This is a genomic window from Streptomyces sp. G5(2025), from assembly GCF_049542075.1.
Taxonomy (GTDB): domain Bacteria; phylum Actinomycetota; class Actinomycetes; order Streptomycetales; family Streptomycetaceae; genus Streptomyces.
Window position 1 is genome coordinate 2,467,076 of the sequence record NZ_JBMUZT010000006.1, and the last position, 16,569, is coordinate 2,483,644.

Annotated in this window: 8 protein-coding genes and 2 pseudogenes; 3 read left to right on the top strand and 7 right to left on the bottom strand. The window is 71.1% G+C overall.

From position 1 onward, the window contains the following. The first annotated feature begins 48 nt into the window (after positions 1-48). On the top strand, positions 49-4,083 hold the full coding sequence (locus ACOBQB_RS22040) for a HAMP domain-containing protein (RefSeq protein WP_423598664.1): 4,035 nt from the start codon (positions 49-51) through the stop codon (positions 4,081-4,083). A gap of 78 nt (positions 4,084-4,161) precedes the next feature. On the opposite strand, the gene ACOBQB_RS22045 is transcribed toward ACOBQB_RS22040, so the two are convergent. Further along, positions 4,162-6,051: an AMP-dependent synthetase/ligase gene (locus ACOBQB_RS22045; RefSeq protein ID WP_423593872.1), complete on the bottom strand. Its 1,890-nt coding sequence runs from the start codon at positions 6,049-6,051 to the stop codon at positions 4,162-4,164. Between the two features lie 326 nt (positions 6,052-6,377). Further along, complete coding sequence (gene lepA / locus ACOBQB_RS22050; protein WP_423593873.1) at positions 6,378-8,249, bottom strand: translation elongation factor 4; 1,872 nt, start codon at positions 8,247-8,249, stop codon at positions 6,378-6,380. A 217-nt stretch (positions 8,250-8,466) separates the two neighbouring features. On the opposite strand from lepA, the gene rpsT reads away from it, so the two are divergent. Continuing rightward, positions 8,467-8,733 carry a 30S ribosomal protein S20 gene (rpsT, locus tag ACOBQB_RS22055; protein ID WP_127912635.1) on the top strand — a complete coding sequence of 89 codons (267 nt, stop codon included), beginning with the start codon at positions 8,467-8,469 and terminating at the stop codon, positions 8,731-8,733. Positions 8,734-9,179: 446 nt separating this feature from the next. On the opposite strand, the pseudogene holA reads toward rpsT, so the two are convergent. Continuing rightward, positions 9,180-10,180: pseudogene (holA, locus tag ACOBQB_RS22060) on the bottom strand (DNA polymerase III subunit delta). A 71-nt stretch (positions 10,181-10,251) separates the two neighbouring features. Between holA and ACOBQB_RS22065 the strand changes: the two are divergent. After that, positions 10,252-10,497: a hypothetical protein gene (locus ACOBQB_RS22065; protein WP_423593874.1), complete on the top strand. Its 246-nt coding sequence runs from the start codon at positions 10,252-10,254 to the stop codon at positions 10,495-10,497. 64 nt (positions 10,498-10,561) lie between these two features. Here the strand turns inward: ACOBQB_RS22065 and ACOBQB_RS22070 are convergent, their stop codons facing one another. The 4 genes and pseudogenes from ACOBQB_RS22070 to ACOBQB_RS22085 all read right to left on the bottom strand — a co-directional run bounded on the left by ACOBQB_RS22070 (position 10,562) and on the right by ACOBQB_RS22085 (position 16,514). Continuing rightward, positions 10,562-11,458 carry a YceI family protein gene (locus ACOBQB_RS22070; RefSeq protein ID WP_423593875.1) on the bottom strand — a complete coding sequence of 299 codons (897 nt, stop codon included), beginning with the start codon at positions 11,456-11,458 and terminating at the stop codon, positions 10,562-10,564. A 245-nt stretch (positions 11,459-11,703) separates the two neighbouring features. Further along, positions 11,704-14,352: a ComEC/Rec2 family competence protein gene (locus ACOBQB_RS22075; RefSeq protein ID WP_423593876.1), complete on the bottom strand. Its 2,649-nt coding sequence runs from the start codon at positions 14,350-14,352 to the stop codon at positions 11,704-11,706. Continuing rightward, positions 14,349-15,136 (bottom strand): annotated as a pseudogene (locus ACOBQB_RS22080) (helix-hairpin-helix domain-containing protein). Before ACOBQB_RS22080 ends, ACOBQB_RS22075 begins: the two are co-directional and overlap by 4 nt. Before the next feature lie 532 nt (positions 15,137-15,668). Further along, positions 15,669-16,514, bottom strand: coding sequence for a DegV family protein (locus ACOBQB_RS22085; RefSeq protein ID WP_423593877.1), 846 nt, complete (start codon positions 16,512-16,514; stop codon positions 15,669-15,671). Positions 16,515-16,569 lie beyond the last annotated feature (55 nt).

The following is a 16,569-nucleotide window of genomic DNA, read 5'->3' on the forward strand; positions in this document are numbered from 1 at the left end:
GCCCCGGCCCCCGCGGATCTCGCCCGACTGCGCCCGCTGCTCGCCGCCATGCGCGCCGCCCGCGACGGCGACTTCACGAAGATCGCACCGGTCGGCGAGGGCGTCACCGCCGAGCTGTACACGGTCTTCAACGAGATGCTCGACCGCTCACGGCACTTCGACGCCGAGCTGGTCCGCGTGCGCCGGGAGATCATCCGGCACGGCCGCCTGGACGAGCGGTTCACGGCGAGCCCGGGGCAGGGCAGGTGGGCCGACCGGGTCCAGGAGGTCAACTCCCTGCTGGACTCGCTGGTCGCCCCGGCCGCGAACGCCACCCGGGTGCTCGACGCCGTGGCGGGCGGCGACCTCACCCAGCGCGTCGACCTGCACGACGGCACCCGGGAGCTGCGGGGCGATCTGCGGCGCCTCGGCCGCGCCGTCAACACGATGGTCGACCAGCTCTCCCTCTTCACCGGCGAGGTGACACGCGTCGCCCGCGAGGTCGGCACGGAGGGGCGGCTCGGCGGCCGCGCCAAGGTGCGGGGCCTGTCGGGGAGTTGGCGTGAGGTGACCGAGGCGGTCAACACGATGGCCGCCCGGCTCACCGCCCAGGTGCGGGACATCGCGCTGGTGACGACGGCGGTGGCGCAGGGCGACCTGACCCGCACGGTCACCGTCGAGGCGACCGGCGAGCTGCTCGAACTGAAGCTGACCGTGAACACCATGGTGGAGCAGCTGTCGGCCTTCGCCGACGAGGTGACGCGGGTGGCACGCGAGGTCGGCACCGAGGGGCAGTTGGGCGGCCGCGCCCAGGCGCGGGGCGTATCCGGCGTATGGAAGGACCTCACCGACAACGTCAACTTCATGGCCTCGAACCTCACTTCACAGGTCCGCAACATCGCCCAGGTCACCACCGCCGTCGCCAACGGTGACCTGAGCCAGAAGATCACCGTGGACGCCCGGGGCGAGATCCTGGAGCTGAAGTCGACGGTGAACACGATGGTCGACCAGCTGTCCGCGTTCGCCGACGAGGTGACGCGCGTCGCCCGCGAGGTCGGCACGGAAGGCAATCTGGGCGGGCGTGCTCAGGTGCGGGGTGTGTCCGGCGTGTGGAAGGACCTCACCGACAACGTCAACTTCATGGCGGACAACCTCACGTCGCAGGTCCGCAACATCGCGCTCGTCTCGACGGCCGTCGCCCAGGGCGATCTCGGCAAGAAGATCACAGTGGAGGCGAAGGGCGAGATCCTGGAGCTCAAGTCGACGATCAACACGATGGTCGACCAGCTCTCCGCCTTCGCCGACGAGGTCACCCGCGTCGCCCGCGAGGTCGGCACGGAAGGCAACCTCGGCGGCCAGGCCCAGGTGCGGGGCGTCTCCGGCGTATGGAAGGACCTCACCGACAACGTCAACTTCATGGCCTCGAACCTCACTTCACAGGTCCGCAACATCGCCCAGGTCACCACCGCCGTCGCCAACGGCGACCTCTCCAAGAAGATCACGGTCGGCGCGCGTGGCGAGATCCTGGAGCTCAAGGACACCGTCAACACCATGGTCGAGCAGTTGCGCGCCTTCGCCGACGAGGTGACGCGGGTGGCCCGTGAGGTCGGCACGGACGGGCGGCTCGGGGGTCGCGCGCAGGTGCTCGGGGTGTCGGGGGTGTGGAAGGACCTCACCGACAACGTCAACTACATGGCGGACAACCTCACCGGCCAGGTCCGCAACATCGCGCAGGTCGCGACCGCCGTCGCCCAGGGCGACCTGTCCAAGAAGATCGACGTGGACGCGCGCGGCGAGATCCTGGAGCTGAAGACCACCATCAACACCATGGTGGACACGCTGTCGTCGTTCTCCTCCGAGGTCACGCGCGTGGCCCGCGAAGTGGGCTCCGAGGGGCAGTTGGGCGGTCAGGCCCGGGTCGAGGGTGTGTACGGCACGTGGAAGCGCCTGACGACGAACGTGAACGAGCTGGCGCTGAACCTCACCACTCAGGTCCGCGCCATCGCCGAGGTGGCCTCCGCCGTGGCGCAGGGCGACATGACCCGCGCCATCACCGTCGAGACGCGCGGCGAGGTCTCGGAGCTGAAGGACAACATCAACCTCATGGTCTCCAACCTCCGCGAGACCACCCGCGCCAAGGACTGGCTGGAGTCCAACCTCGCCCGACTGGCGGGTCTGATGCAGGGCCACCGCGACCTGATGGAGGTCGCCGATCTGATCCTGCGCGAGCTGACCCCGCTGGTCAACGCGCAGTACGGCGCCTTCTTCCTGGCCGACCCGGACACCGCCGAGAGCCCGGCGCCCACACAGGTCACCGCGAAGGGCCTCGCCTTCATCGCGGGGTACGGCGCGACCCGGGGCTCGGTCGTCGACACGGGCGGGATGCCCGCGCAGGGCCTGGTGCGCCAGGCGGCCCTGGAGAAGAAGCGCATCCTGGTGGAGGAGGTGCCGCCGGACTACATCAAGATCCACTCGGGGCTCGGCGACGCGGCGCCCGCCACGGTCGTCATCATCCCGATCCTCTTCGAGGACAAACTGCTCGGCGTGATCGAGCTGGCGACGTTCTCCCGGTTCTCCGACGTCCACTTGGCCTTCTTCGACCAGTTCGTGAACACCATCGGTGTCGCCATCAACACCATCATCGCCAACTCCCGTACGGAATCACTCCTCGGCGAGTCGCAGCGGCTGGCCACCCAGCTCCAGGAACGCTCGGACGAACTCCAGCGCCAGCAGGCCGAGTTGCGCCGCTCGAACGCCGCACTGGAGGAGAAGGCGGCCCTGCTCGCCACCAGCTCCCAGTACAAGTCGGAGTTCCTCGCGAACATGTCGCACGAGCTGCGCACACCGCTCAACTCCCTGCTGATCCTGGCCCGGCTGCTCTCCGACAACCCCGACGGCCACCTCTCCGACCAGGAGGTGCAGTTCGCGACGACGATCCACCGCTCGGGCTCGGACCTCCTCCAGCTCATCAACGACATCCTGGACCTGTCGAAGATCGAGGCCGGCCGGATGGACGTACGCCCCAAGAAACTCCCGCTGATCAAGGTCCTCGACTACGTCCACGCGACGTTCCGCCCGCTCACCCTCGACCGGGGCCTCACCTTCGAGGTGTCGGTCGGCGACGACGTGCCGCGCGAGATGTTCTCCGATGAGCAGCGCCTCCAGCAGATCCTGCGCAACCTCTTGTCGAACGCCGTCAAGTTCACCTCGGCGGGCGGCGTCGAGCTGCGGGTCAGCCGCGCCACCGGCACCGCGGGCGACAGGCCGCTCCACGACGGCGCCGACCTGCTCTGCTTCGCGGTCAGCGACACCGGCATCGGCATCCCGGCCGAGCAGCTACCGGCGATCTTCGAGGCGTTCCAGCAGGCCGACGGCACCACCAACCGCAAGTACGGCGGTACCGGCCTGGGCCTCTCCATCAGCCGCGAGATCGCGGGCCTGCTCGGCGGCCGCATCACCGCCGAGAGCCGCCCCGGCCACGGCTCCACCTTCTCGCTGTACGTCCCCGTGGTGCACCCGGGCCATGGCGCGGCCGCCGTCGCGTACGCCGCGTCCCACGCCCAGGATCTGCCGGAGCCCCGGGAACACCCCGTCCAGCGCCCGCACACCGCCCCCGAAACGGACGACATCTGGTCCACTCCCGCCAAGCTGGAGGAGTGGAAGGAAGGTGTCCCCGGCCGCCTGCTGCCCGGCCGCAGGGTGCTGATCGTCGACGACGACATCCGCAACGTCTTCGCCCTCACGCACGTACTCAGCCGCGTCGGCATGCCCGTCCTGTACGCGGAGAACGGCCGCGAGGGCATCGAGACCCTGGAGCGCAATCCCGACGTCGACCTCGTCCTGATGGACATCATGATGCCGGAGATGGACGGCTACGAAACCATGGCCGCCATCCGCCGCAGCCCCCGGTGGCAGGGCCTGCCCATCGTCGCCCTCACCGCGAAGGCCATGCCGGGGGACCGCGAGAAGGCCATCGCCCAGGGCGCCACCGACTACGTGCCCAAGCCCGTGGACGTCGATCAGCTCCTCGGCGTCATCTGCGCCCTCCTCGACCCCGAGGGCACGCGAGGAGAGAGCCCCGTCACGCCGCCGGCCACCGATTGAGGCACGTTGCGGAACCGGCGCGCGAGAGGCGCCACGGACGGCGCCGCCGGGAGCGCCCCGCCCCGGCCCGGCGGGCGGCTACGCCTCGCGCGAGCCCGCGTACATCTCGTCGATCAGGTGCTTGTACTCCCGTTCGACGACCGGGCGCTTCAGCTTCAGGCTGGGGGTCAGCTCGCCGTGTTCGACGTCCAGGTCACGCGGCAGGAGCCGGAACTTCTTGATGGTCTGCCAGCGCTGGAGGCCTTCGTTGAGCTGGTTCACATAGCCCTCGATCAGCTCGACCGTGGCGGGTGCGGCGCAGACCTCGGCGTAGGACTTGCCGCCCAGGCCGTTCTCCTCGGCCCAGGCGAGGATCGCGGGCTCGTCGAGGGAGATCAGCGCGGTGCAGAAGTTCTTGTCGGCGCCGTGCACCAGGATGTTGGAGACGTACGGGCACACGGCCTTGAACTGGCCCTCGACCTCGGCGGGCGCGATGTACTTGCCGCCGGAGGTCTTGATCAGGTCCTTCTTGCGGTCGGTGATCCGCAGATAGCCGTCGACGGACAGCTCGCCGATGTCCCCGGTGTGGAACCAGCCGTCGGACTCAAGGACCTCGGCCGTCTTCTCCGGCAGGCCGTGGTAGCCCTCCATGATGCCGGGGCCGCGCAGCAGGATCTCGCCGTCCTCCGCGATGCGCACCTCGGTGCCGGGCAGCGGCTTGCCGACGGTGCCGGTGCGGTAGGCCTCGCCGGGGTTGACGAAGGAGGCGGCGGAGGACTCGGTCAGGCCGTAGCCCTCCAGGATGTGGATGCCGGCGCCCGCGAAGAAGTACCCGATGTCGGGGGCGAGGGCGGCCGACCCGGAGACGGCGGCGCGCAGCCGCCCGCCGAAGGCCTCGCGCAGCTTGGAGTAGACGAGGGAGTCGGCGACCTTGTGCTTGGCGCGCAGCCCGAAGGGCACCGAGGCGTTGCCGGTCCTGCGGAAGTTGTCCTGGCTGACCTTCGCGTACTCGCGGGAGATCTCGGCCGCCCACAGGAAGATCTTGTACTTGGCCCCGCCGCCGGCCCGCGCCTTGGCCGCGACGCCGTTGTAGACCTTCTCGAAGATGCGGGGCACGGCGGCCATGTACGTGGGCTGCACCACCGGCAGATTCTCGATGATCTTGTCGACGCGGCCGTCGACGGCGGTGACGTGCCCCAGCTCGATCTGCCCGGAGGTCAGCACCTTGCCGAAGACGTGCGCGAGCGGCAGCCACAGGTACTGCACGTCATCGGCGCCGAGCAGGCCGGTCGCCGCGATGGCCTTCGCCATGTACGACCAGTTGTCGTGCGGGAGCCGCACGCCCTTCGGCCTGCCGGTGGTGCCGGAGGTGTAGATGAGCGTCGCGAGCTGGTCGGCAGTGATCGCCGCGATCCGGTCCTTGACGAGCGCGGGGTTCTTCTCCAGGTACGCGGCTCCGCGGGCCTCCAGCTCGGCGAGCGTGAGCACCCAGCCCTCGGGGTCGCCCTCGGCGGCGGACGCGCCCTCGGCGTCGATGACCACGACGTGCCGCAACTCGGGCAGCTCGGCGCGCTTCTCGCGCGCCTTGGCGAGCTGCGCGGCGTCCTCGGCGATCAGCACCCGGCTGCCGGAGTCGGCCACGATGTACGCGGACTCCTCGGCGTTGGTCTGCGGGTAGACGGTCGTGGTGGCCGCGCCCGCACACATGATGCCGAGGTCGGCGAGGATCCACTCGACCCGCGTGGAGGAGGCGAGGGCGACCCGGTCCTCGGGCTGGAGCCCGAGCTCGATCAGCCCGGCGGCGATGGCGAAGACGCGGTCGGCGGCCTGCGCCCAGCTGAGCGCCTTCCAGTCGTCGGGGCCCTCTCCGGAGGCCGCCGGGACGGGGTAGCGGTAGGCCTCGGCGTCCGGCGTGGCGGCCACGCGCTCCAGGAGGAGATGCGCCACGGAAGGCGGACGGTTCTCGATCAAGGTCTGTGTGTCGCTCACGACATCCTCCGGGCCCACGACGGTGCGGCGAACTGGCTGGCGCCTGAACTGGCTGGCGGCTGGACTTGCTGGGTGGCTGACTTGCTGGGTGGCTGCTGCTGCCTTCTGTTCCGCTTCTTACGTCCCTGTCGGCTACTTGTTTAACTTGCGAGTAACCTACGAGTGGTGATCAGAGTAGAGCGCCGACGCCCGGCGCGTAAGGGGCTGCTGCCTGTCACTTCCTCCAGACACCCAAACGGAACGCACCCACACGCCGAACGCGCCGCGGGCCCGGCGCTGGTGTGCGCCGGGCCCGCGTGGCAGCGGCCGGTCGACGGCCGCGGAGGCTACTTCTTCGCCTTGCCGCCGCCGCTGTCGTCGCTGGACAGCACCGCGATGAAGGCCTCCTGAGGGACCTCCACGGAGCCGACCATCTTCATCCGCTTCTTGCCTTCCTTCTGCTTCTCCAGCAGCTTCCGCTTACGGGAGATGTCACCGCCGTAGCACTTGGCGAGGACGTCCTTGCGGATGGCGCGGATGGTCTCGCGGGCGATGACGCGCGAGCCGATCGCGGCCTGCACGGGCACCTCGAAGGCCTGCCGCGGGATCAGCTCGCGCAGCTTGGCGACGAGCCGCACGCCGTACGCGTACGCCTGGTCCTTGTGCGTCACGGCGGAGAAGGCGTCGACCTTGTCGCCGTGGAGCAGGATGTCGACCTTGACGAGCTGCGCGGACTGCTCGCCGGTGGGCTCGTAGTCCAGCGAGGCGTAGCCGCGGGTCTTTGACTTCAGCTGGTCGAAGAAGTCGAAGACGATCTCCGCGAGCGGCAGGGTGTAGCGGATCTCGACGCGGTCCTCGGAGAGGTAGTCCATGCCGAGCAGGACGCCGCGCCGGTTCTGGCACAGCTCCATGATCGAGCCGATGAACTCGCTGGGCGCGAGGATCGTGGCGCGTACGACCGGCTCGAAGACCTGGTCGATCTTGCCCTCGGGGAATTCACTCGGGTTGGTGACCGTGTGCTCGCTGCCGTCCTCCATGATCACGCGGTAGACCACGTTCGGGGCGGTGGCGATCAGGTCGAGTCCGAATTCACGTTCGAGCCGCTCGCGGATCACGTCGAGGTGCAGCAGCCCGAGGAAGCCGACGCGGAAACCGAAGCCGAGCGCGGCCGAGGTCTCCGGCTCGTAGACCAGCGCGGCGTCGTTGAGCTGGAGCTTGTCGAGGGCCTCGCGCAGGTCCGGGTAGTCCGAGCCGTCCAGCGGATACAGACCCGAGAACACCATGGGCTTCGGGTCCTTGTAGCCGCCGAGGGCTTCGGTGGCGCCCTTGTGCAGGGAGGTGATCGTGTCGCCGACCTTGGACTGACGGACGTCCTTCACGCCGGTGATGATGTAGCCCACCTCGCCGACGCCGATGCCGTCGGCCGAGGTCATCTCGGGGGACGACACACCGATCTCAAGGAGTTCGTGCGTGGCCCCGGTGGACATCATCCGGATCCGCTCACGCTTGTTGAGCTGGCCGTCGACGACTCGTACGTACGTCACGACACCGCGATAGGAGTCGTAGACCGAGTCGAAGATCATCGCGCGGGCGGGCGCGTCCGCGACGCCGACCGGCGGCGGGATCTCGGCGACGACCTTGTCGAGCAGCGCCTCGACGCCCATGCCGGTCTTCGCGGAGACCTTCAGCACGTCCTCCGGCTCGCAGCCGATGAGGTTGGCGAGCTCCTCGGAGAACTTCTCCGGCTGGGCGGCCGGCAGGTCGATCTTGTTGAGGACGGGGACGATCTTGAGGTCGTTCTCCATCGCCAGGTAGAGGTTGGCGAGAGTCTGCGCCTCGATGCCCTGGGCCGCGTCGACCAGGAGGACCGTGCCCTCGCAGGCCGCGAGCGAGCGCGAGACCTCGTACGTGAAGTCGACGTGGCCCGGGGTGTCGATCATGTTGAGGATGTGGGTACTGCCCTGGTCCGGGCCCTCGTTCGGGGCCCAGGGCAGACGCACCGCCTGGGACTTGATCGTGATACCGCGCTCGCGCTCGATGTCCATCCGGTCGAGGTACTGAGCACGCATCTGCCGCTGCTCCACCACCCCGGTGAGCTGGAGCATGCGGTCGGCGAGCGTGGACTTGCCGTGGTCGATGTGCGCGATGATGCAGAAATTGCGGATCAGAGCCGGGTCGGTACGGCTCGGCTCGGGCACATTGTTAGGGGTCGCGGGCACGCAGGGTCCTGTCTCTTGAGGCGCCTGTAGCCTCGGGTCGGATCTATACGTAGCTTCCATCGTCCCATGGGTGGCGCACTGCGCTCGGTTTGGGCCGGTCCGAGAGCGGCTGGTACCGTGGGCAGCTGTGTCTCGTAGCCCTTTCAGGCGTCGAGGCGCGTGTCATAACACTCAGCTGCAGTACCTCTGCAGTACCTGAACCTGAAAAGGCTCTTTCGTGGCGAACATCAAGTCCCAGATCAAGCGGATCAAGACCAACGAGAAGGCGCGTCAGCGCAACAAGGCGGTCAAGTCTTCCCTGAAGACCGCGATCCGCAAGGCCCGCGAGGCCGTTGCCGCCGGTGACACCCAGAAGGCCGCCGAGCTCACGCGTGAGGCCACGCGCCAGCTCGACAAGGCCGTCTCCAAGGGCGTCATCCACAAGAACCAGGCCGCCAACAAGAAGTCGGCGCTTGCTTCGAAGGCCGCGTCCCTCCAGGGCTGAAGCCCTTTTCCCGGCTAGCGTGCCGGGGAGCTGATCAATCCCCCCGCGAGGGTAATTCGAGCCCTCTACCTCGATTCGCGGACAGACCACACGCAGTACGCCACGCTGCGACAATGCCCCCGGACCCACTCCGGGGGCATTGCTGTACCCGGCGGGACCGGACGGCCCCCAGGGGCGCGAGGAACGGCGCGACCAGCCACAAACGGACCCGCAGAAAACAACACGCCGCCACCACCCCCAAGGGGCGCGGGGAACTGCGCGACCAGCCACAGACGGCCCGCAGAAAACAACACACCCCCACCCCCCCCCCCAGGGGCGCGAGGAACGGCGCGACCAACCACAAACGGACCGCAGAAAACAACACGCCGCCACCACCCCCAAGGGGCGCGGGGAACTGCGCGACCAGCCACAGACGGCCCGCAGCTGGCTACAAACCCGCGGAGCCCTCAGCTCCGGTTACGACCGGCCCGCGCCGCCCGCGCAACAGCCACCACGGCCTTCTCCAACGCGTACTCCGGATCGTCCCCCCGCCCTTGACCCCCGCATCGGCCGCCGCGACAGCGCTGATCGCCGCGGCCACCCCATCCGGAGTCCAGCCCCGCATCTGCTGCCGCACACGGTCGATCTTCCACGGCGGCATCCCCAGCTCACGGGCAAGATCGGCGGGCCGCCCACCCCTCGCGGAGGACAGCTTCCCGATGGCGCGGACGCCCTGCGCGAGCGCACTGGTGATCATGACCGGGGCGACACCGGTCGACAAAGACCACCGCAGCGCTTCGAGCGCCTCGGCGGCCCGCCCCTCCACGGCCCGATCCGCGACGGTGAAGCTGGAGGCCTCCGCCCGGCCCGTGTAGTACCGCCCGACGACCGCCTCGTCGATCGTGCCCTCGACGTCCGCCACCAGCTGCGACACCGCGGAGGCCAGCTCCCGCAGATCGCTGCCGATCGAGTCGACCAGGGCCTGGCACGCCTCGGGCGTCGCCGAACGGCCGAGCGTACGGAACTCGCTCCGTACGAACGACAGCCGGTCGGCGGGCTTCGTCATCTTGGGGCAGGCGACCTCGCGCGCCCCGGCCTTGCGGGCCGCGTCCAGCAGGCCCTTGCCCTTGGCGCCGCCCGCGTGCAGCAGGACGAGGGTGATCTCCTCGGCGGGCGCCCCGAGATACGCCTTCACGTCCTTGATGGTGTCCGCCGACAGGTCCTGCGCGTTCCGCACGATCACGACCTTGCGCTCGGCGAAGAGCGAGGGACTGGTCAGCTCCGCGAGCGTGCCCGGCTGCAACTGGTCGGAGGTGAGGTCGCGCACGTCCGTGTCCGCGTCGGCGGCGCGCGCGGCCGCGACCACCTGCTGCACGGCACGGTCGAGGAGCAGATCCTCCTGCCCCACGGCGAGCGTGAGAGGAGCGAGCGGATCTGACGAGTCGGCGGTATCTGTCTTCCTGGCCATCGCGGTCAAGCATCCCACGCGCCACTGACAGCCGGTGTCGAGCGCCGTCTCCGGTGTCGGACAATGGACCGGTGACCGACGTACGACATGTCCTGGTGCTGCCCGACCGCGACGCCGCGGAGGAAGTCGCCGAAGAACTCCCCGCCCGCTTCGGCGTCGCCGAGGAACCGCAGCTCGTCCGGGACGCACTGGCCGGCGAGGACGACGCCGAGGACGCCCAGTGGCTGGTGGTGGTCGAGGACCCCGACTCCCGCCTGGACCGCACCGCACTCGACGAACTGGCCGCCGCTCACGAGGGCTGGCTGGAAGCCCCGTAACGGCCGGGGGGCGCCCCTGCCGGGCCCGGGGGGCGCCCCTGCCGGGCTCGGTGGGCTCCGGTGGTCAGTTCTTGGGGACGGCCTGCTTGGGGACGACCTGGATGTCGAGGTCGATCGTGATGCTGTGCCCGACGGCCGCGATGCCCCGCGCCAGCATCGTCTGCCAGGTGATCGTGAAGTCGTCGCGGTGCAGTTCGGTCGTGGCGCGGCAGGCCGCGCGGGTCTCCCCCTCCAGCCCCTGACCGATCCCGAGGTACTCGGTGTCCAACGTGACCGTGCGCGTCACACCGTGCAGCGTCAGCCCGCCCGAGACGGCCCAGCGACTGCCACCCTTGTGCACGAAACGGTCGCTGTAGAACTCCATCGTCGGAAAGCGCCCCACGTCGAGGAAGTCACCGGAGCGCAGATGGTCGTCGCGCATCTGGACCCCCGTGTCGATGGAGGCCGCGTCGATGACGACGTGCATCGCGGACTCCTCCATGCGCTCGCCCATCCGGATGGCGCCCGCGAAGCTGTTGAAGCGGCCGTGGATGCGGGCCAGCCCGATGTGCCGCGCCGCGAAGCCTATGGAGGAGTGCAGGGGGTCGACCTCCCAGTCACCGGGCTCGGGAAGCGCCGGCGGCTGCGCGACCTGGAGCGTGACATCACCGAGCGAGGCGTGCGTGTCCTGGCCGACCGTCGCGCTCCCCCGGTACGGAGTGAACCCTTCCGCCGAGACCACGAGGCGGTAGTCCCCGGCCGGAACAGTCGTGATGAACGCCCCATAGGGATCCGTCCCGCCCCCGACCACCTTGCGCCCCATGGCGTCGGTGACGGCGAACTCCGCGTTCCGCACGGGCTCGTTGACGGGATCGAGCACGCGACAGCTGAGCACTCCCGCGTCCGGCGGCACCCTGAACGCCGACAAGGGTCCCGTCCGTCCCACCCGATTCGTACGGTTTCCCAGCCAACGGCCGAACACGCGCGACACACCCCCGCATTACTTGACAACACCTGCAAACCACAGCGAATGGGTATTCGATCACCGTTGCGGCATTCGATGCAACACGGCCGTACATCGCGCCAATACTGCCGATGCGCTGGAAGTGTCGCGACTGGCCCGAATTGATGGACCACGTCCCTGCCTCCGGGGAGACAGTGGGCGGCAGCCGGGGGGCAGTGAGGCCGCCAGGCCCAGGGAGACCGCCGGCCCAGAGACCGCCGGGCCTAGGGAGGCCTGGTGGCGGCTTCGAGGCGGGGGACCGACCCGCGGCCCGCACCCACCCGTGAGGCCGAGCCCGGCTCCCCGCCCACCACGGCGACCGAACCGTCCACGTCCGTGCGCAGCACCTCGGCCCCTTCCGCCCGCAACGCGGCGACCGTGACGGGCGCCGGGTGGCCATACGTGTTCTCCGCGCCGCAAGAGATCAACGCCAGCCTCGGCGCCGCCCTGCGCAGCAGCTCCGGATCTTGGTGAGCCGAGCCGTGATGGGCCACCTTGAGCACGTCCACGGAGGCGATCGAGGCCGCGGCCGGGGTGCGCAGCAGGGCACGCTGAGCCGGTGGTTCGAGGTCTCCGAGGAGCAGCAGGGTCAGCCCGCCGGCCCGCACGAGCAGCGTGACGCTCGCGTCGTTCGGTCCCTCGGGCGGCGGCGCCGGTCCGGCCGGGGGCCAGAGCACCTGCCAGTCCAGACCCGCCGCGCGCCGCCGCTCCCCCGCCACGGCCCGGGTCACCGGGATCCGCTCGGCCGCCGCCTGCTCCCGTACGAACTCGGCCTGCTCCGGAGGTTCCTGGAACCCCGTCGTCTGGATGCCTCCCACCTGCCTCCCCCGCAGCACACCCGGCAGCCCCGCGACATGGTCGGCGTGGAAGTGGGTCAGGAGCACCAGCGGCACACGCGTGATCCCGAGCGAACGAAGGCAACGGTCGACCGCCACCGGATCCGGCCCCGCGTCGACGACCACTCCGGCACCCTCGCCCGCCGCCAGCACCGTGGCATCGCCCTGCCCCACGTCGCACATGACCATCCGCCACCCCGGCGGCGGCCATCCCGCGATCACCCGGGTGAGGGGCGGCGGTTGGACGATGACCAGGAGGAGCAGCAGGACGCAGGCCGTGGCGAGCCATGGATGCCGGGCGAGCCTTCGGCCCACGACGACGAGCGCCACCGTGGCGAGCGCGAGCAGCAGCCCGCCGCGCCATCCGCCCGGCCAGTCGACCCCGCTGCCGGGCAGTGCCGCACCGGTGCGGGCGATCTCCGCGATCCACTCGGTGGGCCAACTCGCGCCCCAGGCCAACCCCTTGGCCACCGGCATCGTCACCGGAGAGAAGGCCAGCGCCGCGAAACCCAGCACGGTGGCGGGCGCCACGGCGAACTCCGCGAGGAGGTTGCACGGCACCGCGACCAGACTCACCCGGGCGGCCAGGACGGCGACGACGGGCGCGCACACAGCCTGCGCCGCGGCCGCCGCGGCCAGCGCGTCGGCGAGCCGCGGCGGCATCCCCCGCCCCCGCAACGCCGCACTCCAGCGCGGCGCGACGGTGAGCAGGGCCGCGGTGGCGAGAACGGAGAGCAGGAAGCCGTAGCTACGGGCGAGCCACGGGTCGTACAGGACGAGCAGCAGCACGGCCGCGGCGAGCGCCGGGATCAGTGATCTGCGCCGCCCGGTGGCGATGGCGAGGAGCGCGATCAGCCCGCAGGCCGCGGCCCGCAGCACGCTCGGATCCGGCCGGCAGACGATGACGAAGCCGAGGGTGAGCAGCCCGCCCAGCAGCGCGGTCGCGCGCAACGGGATGCCCAACCTGGGCGCGAGGCCACGCCGTTCGGCCCGTTGCGCGGCACCCGGTGGTCCGATGAGCAGGACAAGGACGAGAGTGAGGTTGGCCCCGCTGACGGCGAGCAGATGCGTCAGGTCGGTCTCCCGGAACGCCTGCTCCAGCTCGACCGGCACCCGCGAGGTGTCCCCGACCACCAGTCCCGGCAGCAGGGCCCGGGCATCTGCGGGCAGCCCGTCGGTGGCCTCCCGCAGCCCGCCCCGCAACCGCCCGGCGAGCCGTTGCGCCCTGGTCGGTGCGCCGATCACGTGCGGCGCCCGCTCCCCCGGGACCCGGAGCACCGCCGCGGCCTTGCCCCCGGCCGACAGTGGCGGCGCCATCCGCGCGTTCACCCGCAGCCGAGTGGAGGGCAGCAGCGCCGGCCAGGGGTCCTCGGGGCGGGGCCGGGCGGTTCCGGCCGACGGGGCCGCCCGCCCCGGCGGTGTCCCTCCTCGCACGATGACCAGGACCGGGGCCCGCGTCACGGTCGCCGTACCGTCCGCCTTCGTGACGCGGACGACGTCGGCGTTCAGCAGGACGCCGGGCGGCATCGCGTGTGCGCTCGCGACGCGGGGCCGGGTGCGCCGGGGGTCCGACGTGACCACCAGATCCGCCTCCACGTGCGCGTATTCACGCGCCAGGTCGGGCACCGGCCCCCGGTGCAGGTCCGCCCCGTGCAGCGCGGCGGAGCCTCCCGAGGCGGCGGCGCAGAGCAGCGAGGCGGCCACCGCCAACCGGCCCCACGGGCGCGGCCTCGAAGGCGGCGCCTGAAGCGGCCCCCACGAACGTTCCCGCCCCGGCGGCCTGACCCGCCTTCCCTGCGCCGTCCACGTCACCAGCAGAACACCGGCCGACGCCACGCAGACCACCACCGCCGTGACCGCCCACTTCGGCGGGGTGTCCAGCAGCAGCGCGGCCGCCGCCCAGGCCGCCAGCGCGGGCGGCACCAGCCGGAGGTCGACCGGCCCCTCCTGTCGAGGGTGCGAGGCGCCGAGGCGGTGACCCGACGAGGCGTGAACCGCCGCACGGGTCGTCGCCCCGGTCCGAGACCCCGGCGTCATGGCCGTACGAGATCCTGGAGATCGGCGAATCGCCGGTCCCCGATGCCGTTGACCTCGCGGAGCTCTTCGACGGAGCGGAAGCCGCCGTGCTCGGCGCGGTAGTCGATGATGTGCTGCGCCAACACCGGCCCCACACCCGGCAGCTGGTCGAGCTGCTCGGCGGTCGCCGTGTTCAGACCGATCGGGCCCGCGGCGGCGGCCCCTGCGGCTCCCGCGGCTCCCGTGCCCCCCGCCGAACCGGTGCCCGGCACGGCACCGACTCCGCCGGGTCCGACGGGTCCGCCGGGTCCCCCGGGCCCGGACGGCGGCGCCGGCTCGCCGACCACCACCTGCTCGCCGTCCACCAGGAACCGCGCACGATTGAGGCCACCCATGTCGGTGCCCGGCCTGACCCCGCCCGCGGCCCGCAACGCGTCGGCCACCCGGGACCCCGCGGGCAGCCTGTGGACACCGGGGCGGCGGACCTTCCCGCTGACGTCCACGACGATCCTGGCGCCCGGACCGGCCGCCGTGCTCGCCTCACCGGGTCCCGCGGCCGAGGCACGCCCCGCCTCCGCCAGAGGTCCCGCCGAGGAGCCGGCTCCACGCCACGCTCCCGGGCGGCACCCGCCTCGCGCACGATGTCCGGGGCCTGCACCGGCCGCGCCCGCCCCGCCCAGAAGTGCTGGGCCGCGAAGACGGCGGCGACAGCGAGGACCACGACCAGCGCGACCACGGCACGCCGCTCAAGCCCGCACCGCGACTGGAACCACACCGGCAGCCGCTCCCGCACCGCGAGCCCCATCCGCTCCCGCCGCGAAGGCCCGGCCGGTGCCTCCCCCTCCACGACAGGCTCCACGGCAGGCACCGCCTCGGCAGCCACCGCCTCAGCAGGCACCCCCTCGGCAGCCACCACCTCAGCAGGCGCCAGCGAAAGATCCGGCGGGGGCTGCGACTGAGGAAGCGGCTGCGGCTGCGGCCGCGGCTCGGCGAAGAGTCTCCCCGCACGCAGCCGCACCGCCTCCGCCCCTGCCCCAGCCCCCGCCTTCACCGAGGCATGGCCGCGCCGGACCCGTCCACGGGTGTGACGGTGCCGCACACGGTTGTCCGAAGCCGGGCCGCGACCGGGGCCGCTCGTCGGGGAAGCTGTCCGAGATGGTGAACGCAGTGAGGTCATGCCGACGACGGTAGGCACCACCGGGGCAAAATGTTGATCTTGGTCAATTCCCGTGGATTACCTGGCAGTTGTGGATAACTCCATCACTCGCACGGGGGAATCCCCCGGCAGCCACACCCCACCACGCTCAACCCCGCTCGCCCCGGCCCCGCCCCGCCCCTCACCGCGGCGAGACCACAACCCCCAACAACCCCGGCCCCGTGTGCGCCCCGATCACCGCGCCCACCTCGCTGACATGCAGCTCCGCGAGGCCCGGCAGCCGCTCCCGGAGCCGGTCCGCGAGGGCCGCCGCCCGCTCCGGCGCCGCGAGGTGATGCACCGCGATGTCCACCTGGCCCGCCCCGGCCCGCTCGACGGCGACTTCCTCCAGGCGGGCGATGGCCTTCGACGCCGTCCGCACCTTCTCCAGCATGTCGATGCGGCCGCCGTCCAGCTTCAGGAGAGGCTTCACGGCGAGCGCGGAGCCCAACAGCGCCTGCGCCGCGCCGATGCGGCCGCCCCTGCGCAGGTAGTCGAGGGTGTCGACGTAGAAGTACGCGGACGTGCCCGCGGCACGCTTCTCGGCGGCCGCCACCACCTCTTCCGCCGAATCGCCCGACTCAGCGGCCTCCGCCGCCGCGACGGCGCAGAAACCGAGGGCCATCGCGACCATGCCGGTGTCCACCACGCGCACCGGCACCGGCGCGTCCTTCGCCGCGAGGACGGCGGCGTCGTACGTACCGGAGAACTCGGCGGACAGGTGCAGCGAGACGATGGCCGTGGCGCCCGTCTCCGCGACCTTCCGGTACGTCTCGGCGAAGACTTCTGGGCTGGGCCGGGACGTGGTCACCGACTTCCGCTTCTGCAGCGCCAGGGCGAGGGAGCGCGCCGAGATCCCGGTGCCCTCCTCCAGCGCCTGGTCCCCCAGGACCACGGTCAGCGGCACCGCGGTGATGCCGTGCCGCTCCATCGTCCGCTGCGGCAGGTAGGCCGTTGAATCCGTGACGATCGCGACATGGCGGGACATGGGCTGGAGATTACCTGTCTGGGCCGCCGGACGGCAGCCCGGCCCCTGCCCGTCC

Bases quoted from the DNA above. Each gene is read 5' to 3' on its own strand.
- ACOBQB_RS22085 (WP_423593877.1), bottom strand. From the start codon at position 16,514: ATGTCCCGCCATGTCGCGATCGTCACGGATTCAACGGCCTACCTGCCG.
- ACOBQB_RS22040 (WP_423598664.1), top strand. From the start codon at position 49: ATGCGCGCCGCCCGCGACGGCGACTTCACGAAGATCGCACCGGTCGGC.
- ACOBQB_RS22075 (WP_423593876.1), bottom strand. From the start codon at position 14,352: ATGACGCCGGGGTCTCGGACCGGGGCGACGACCCGTGCGGCGGTTCAC.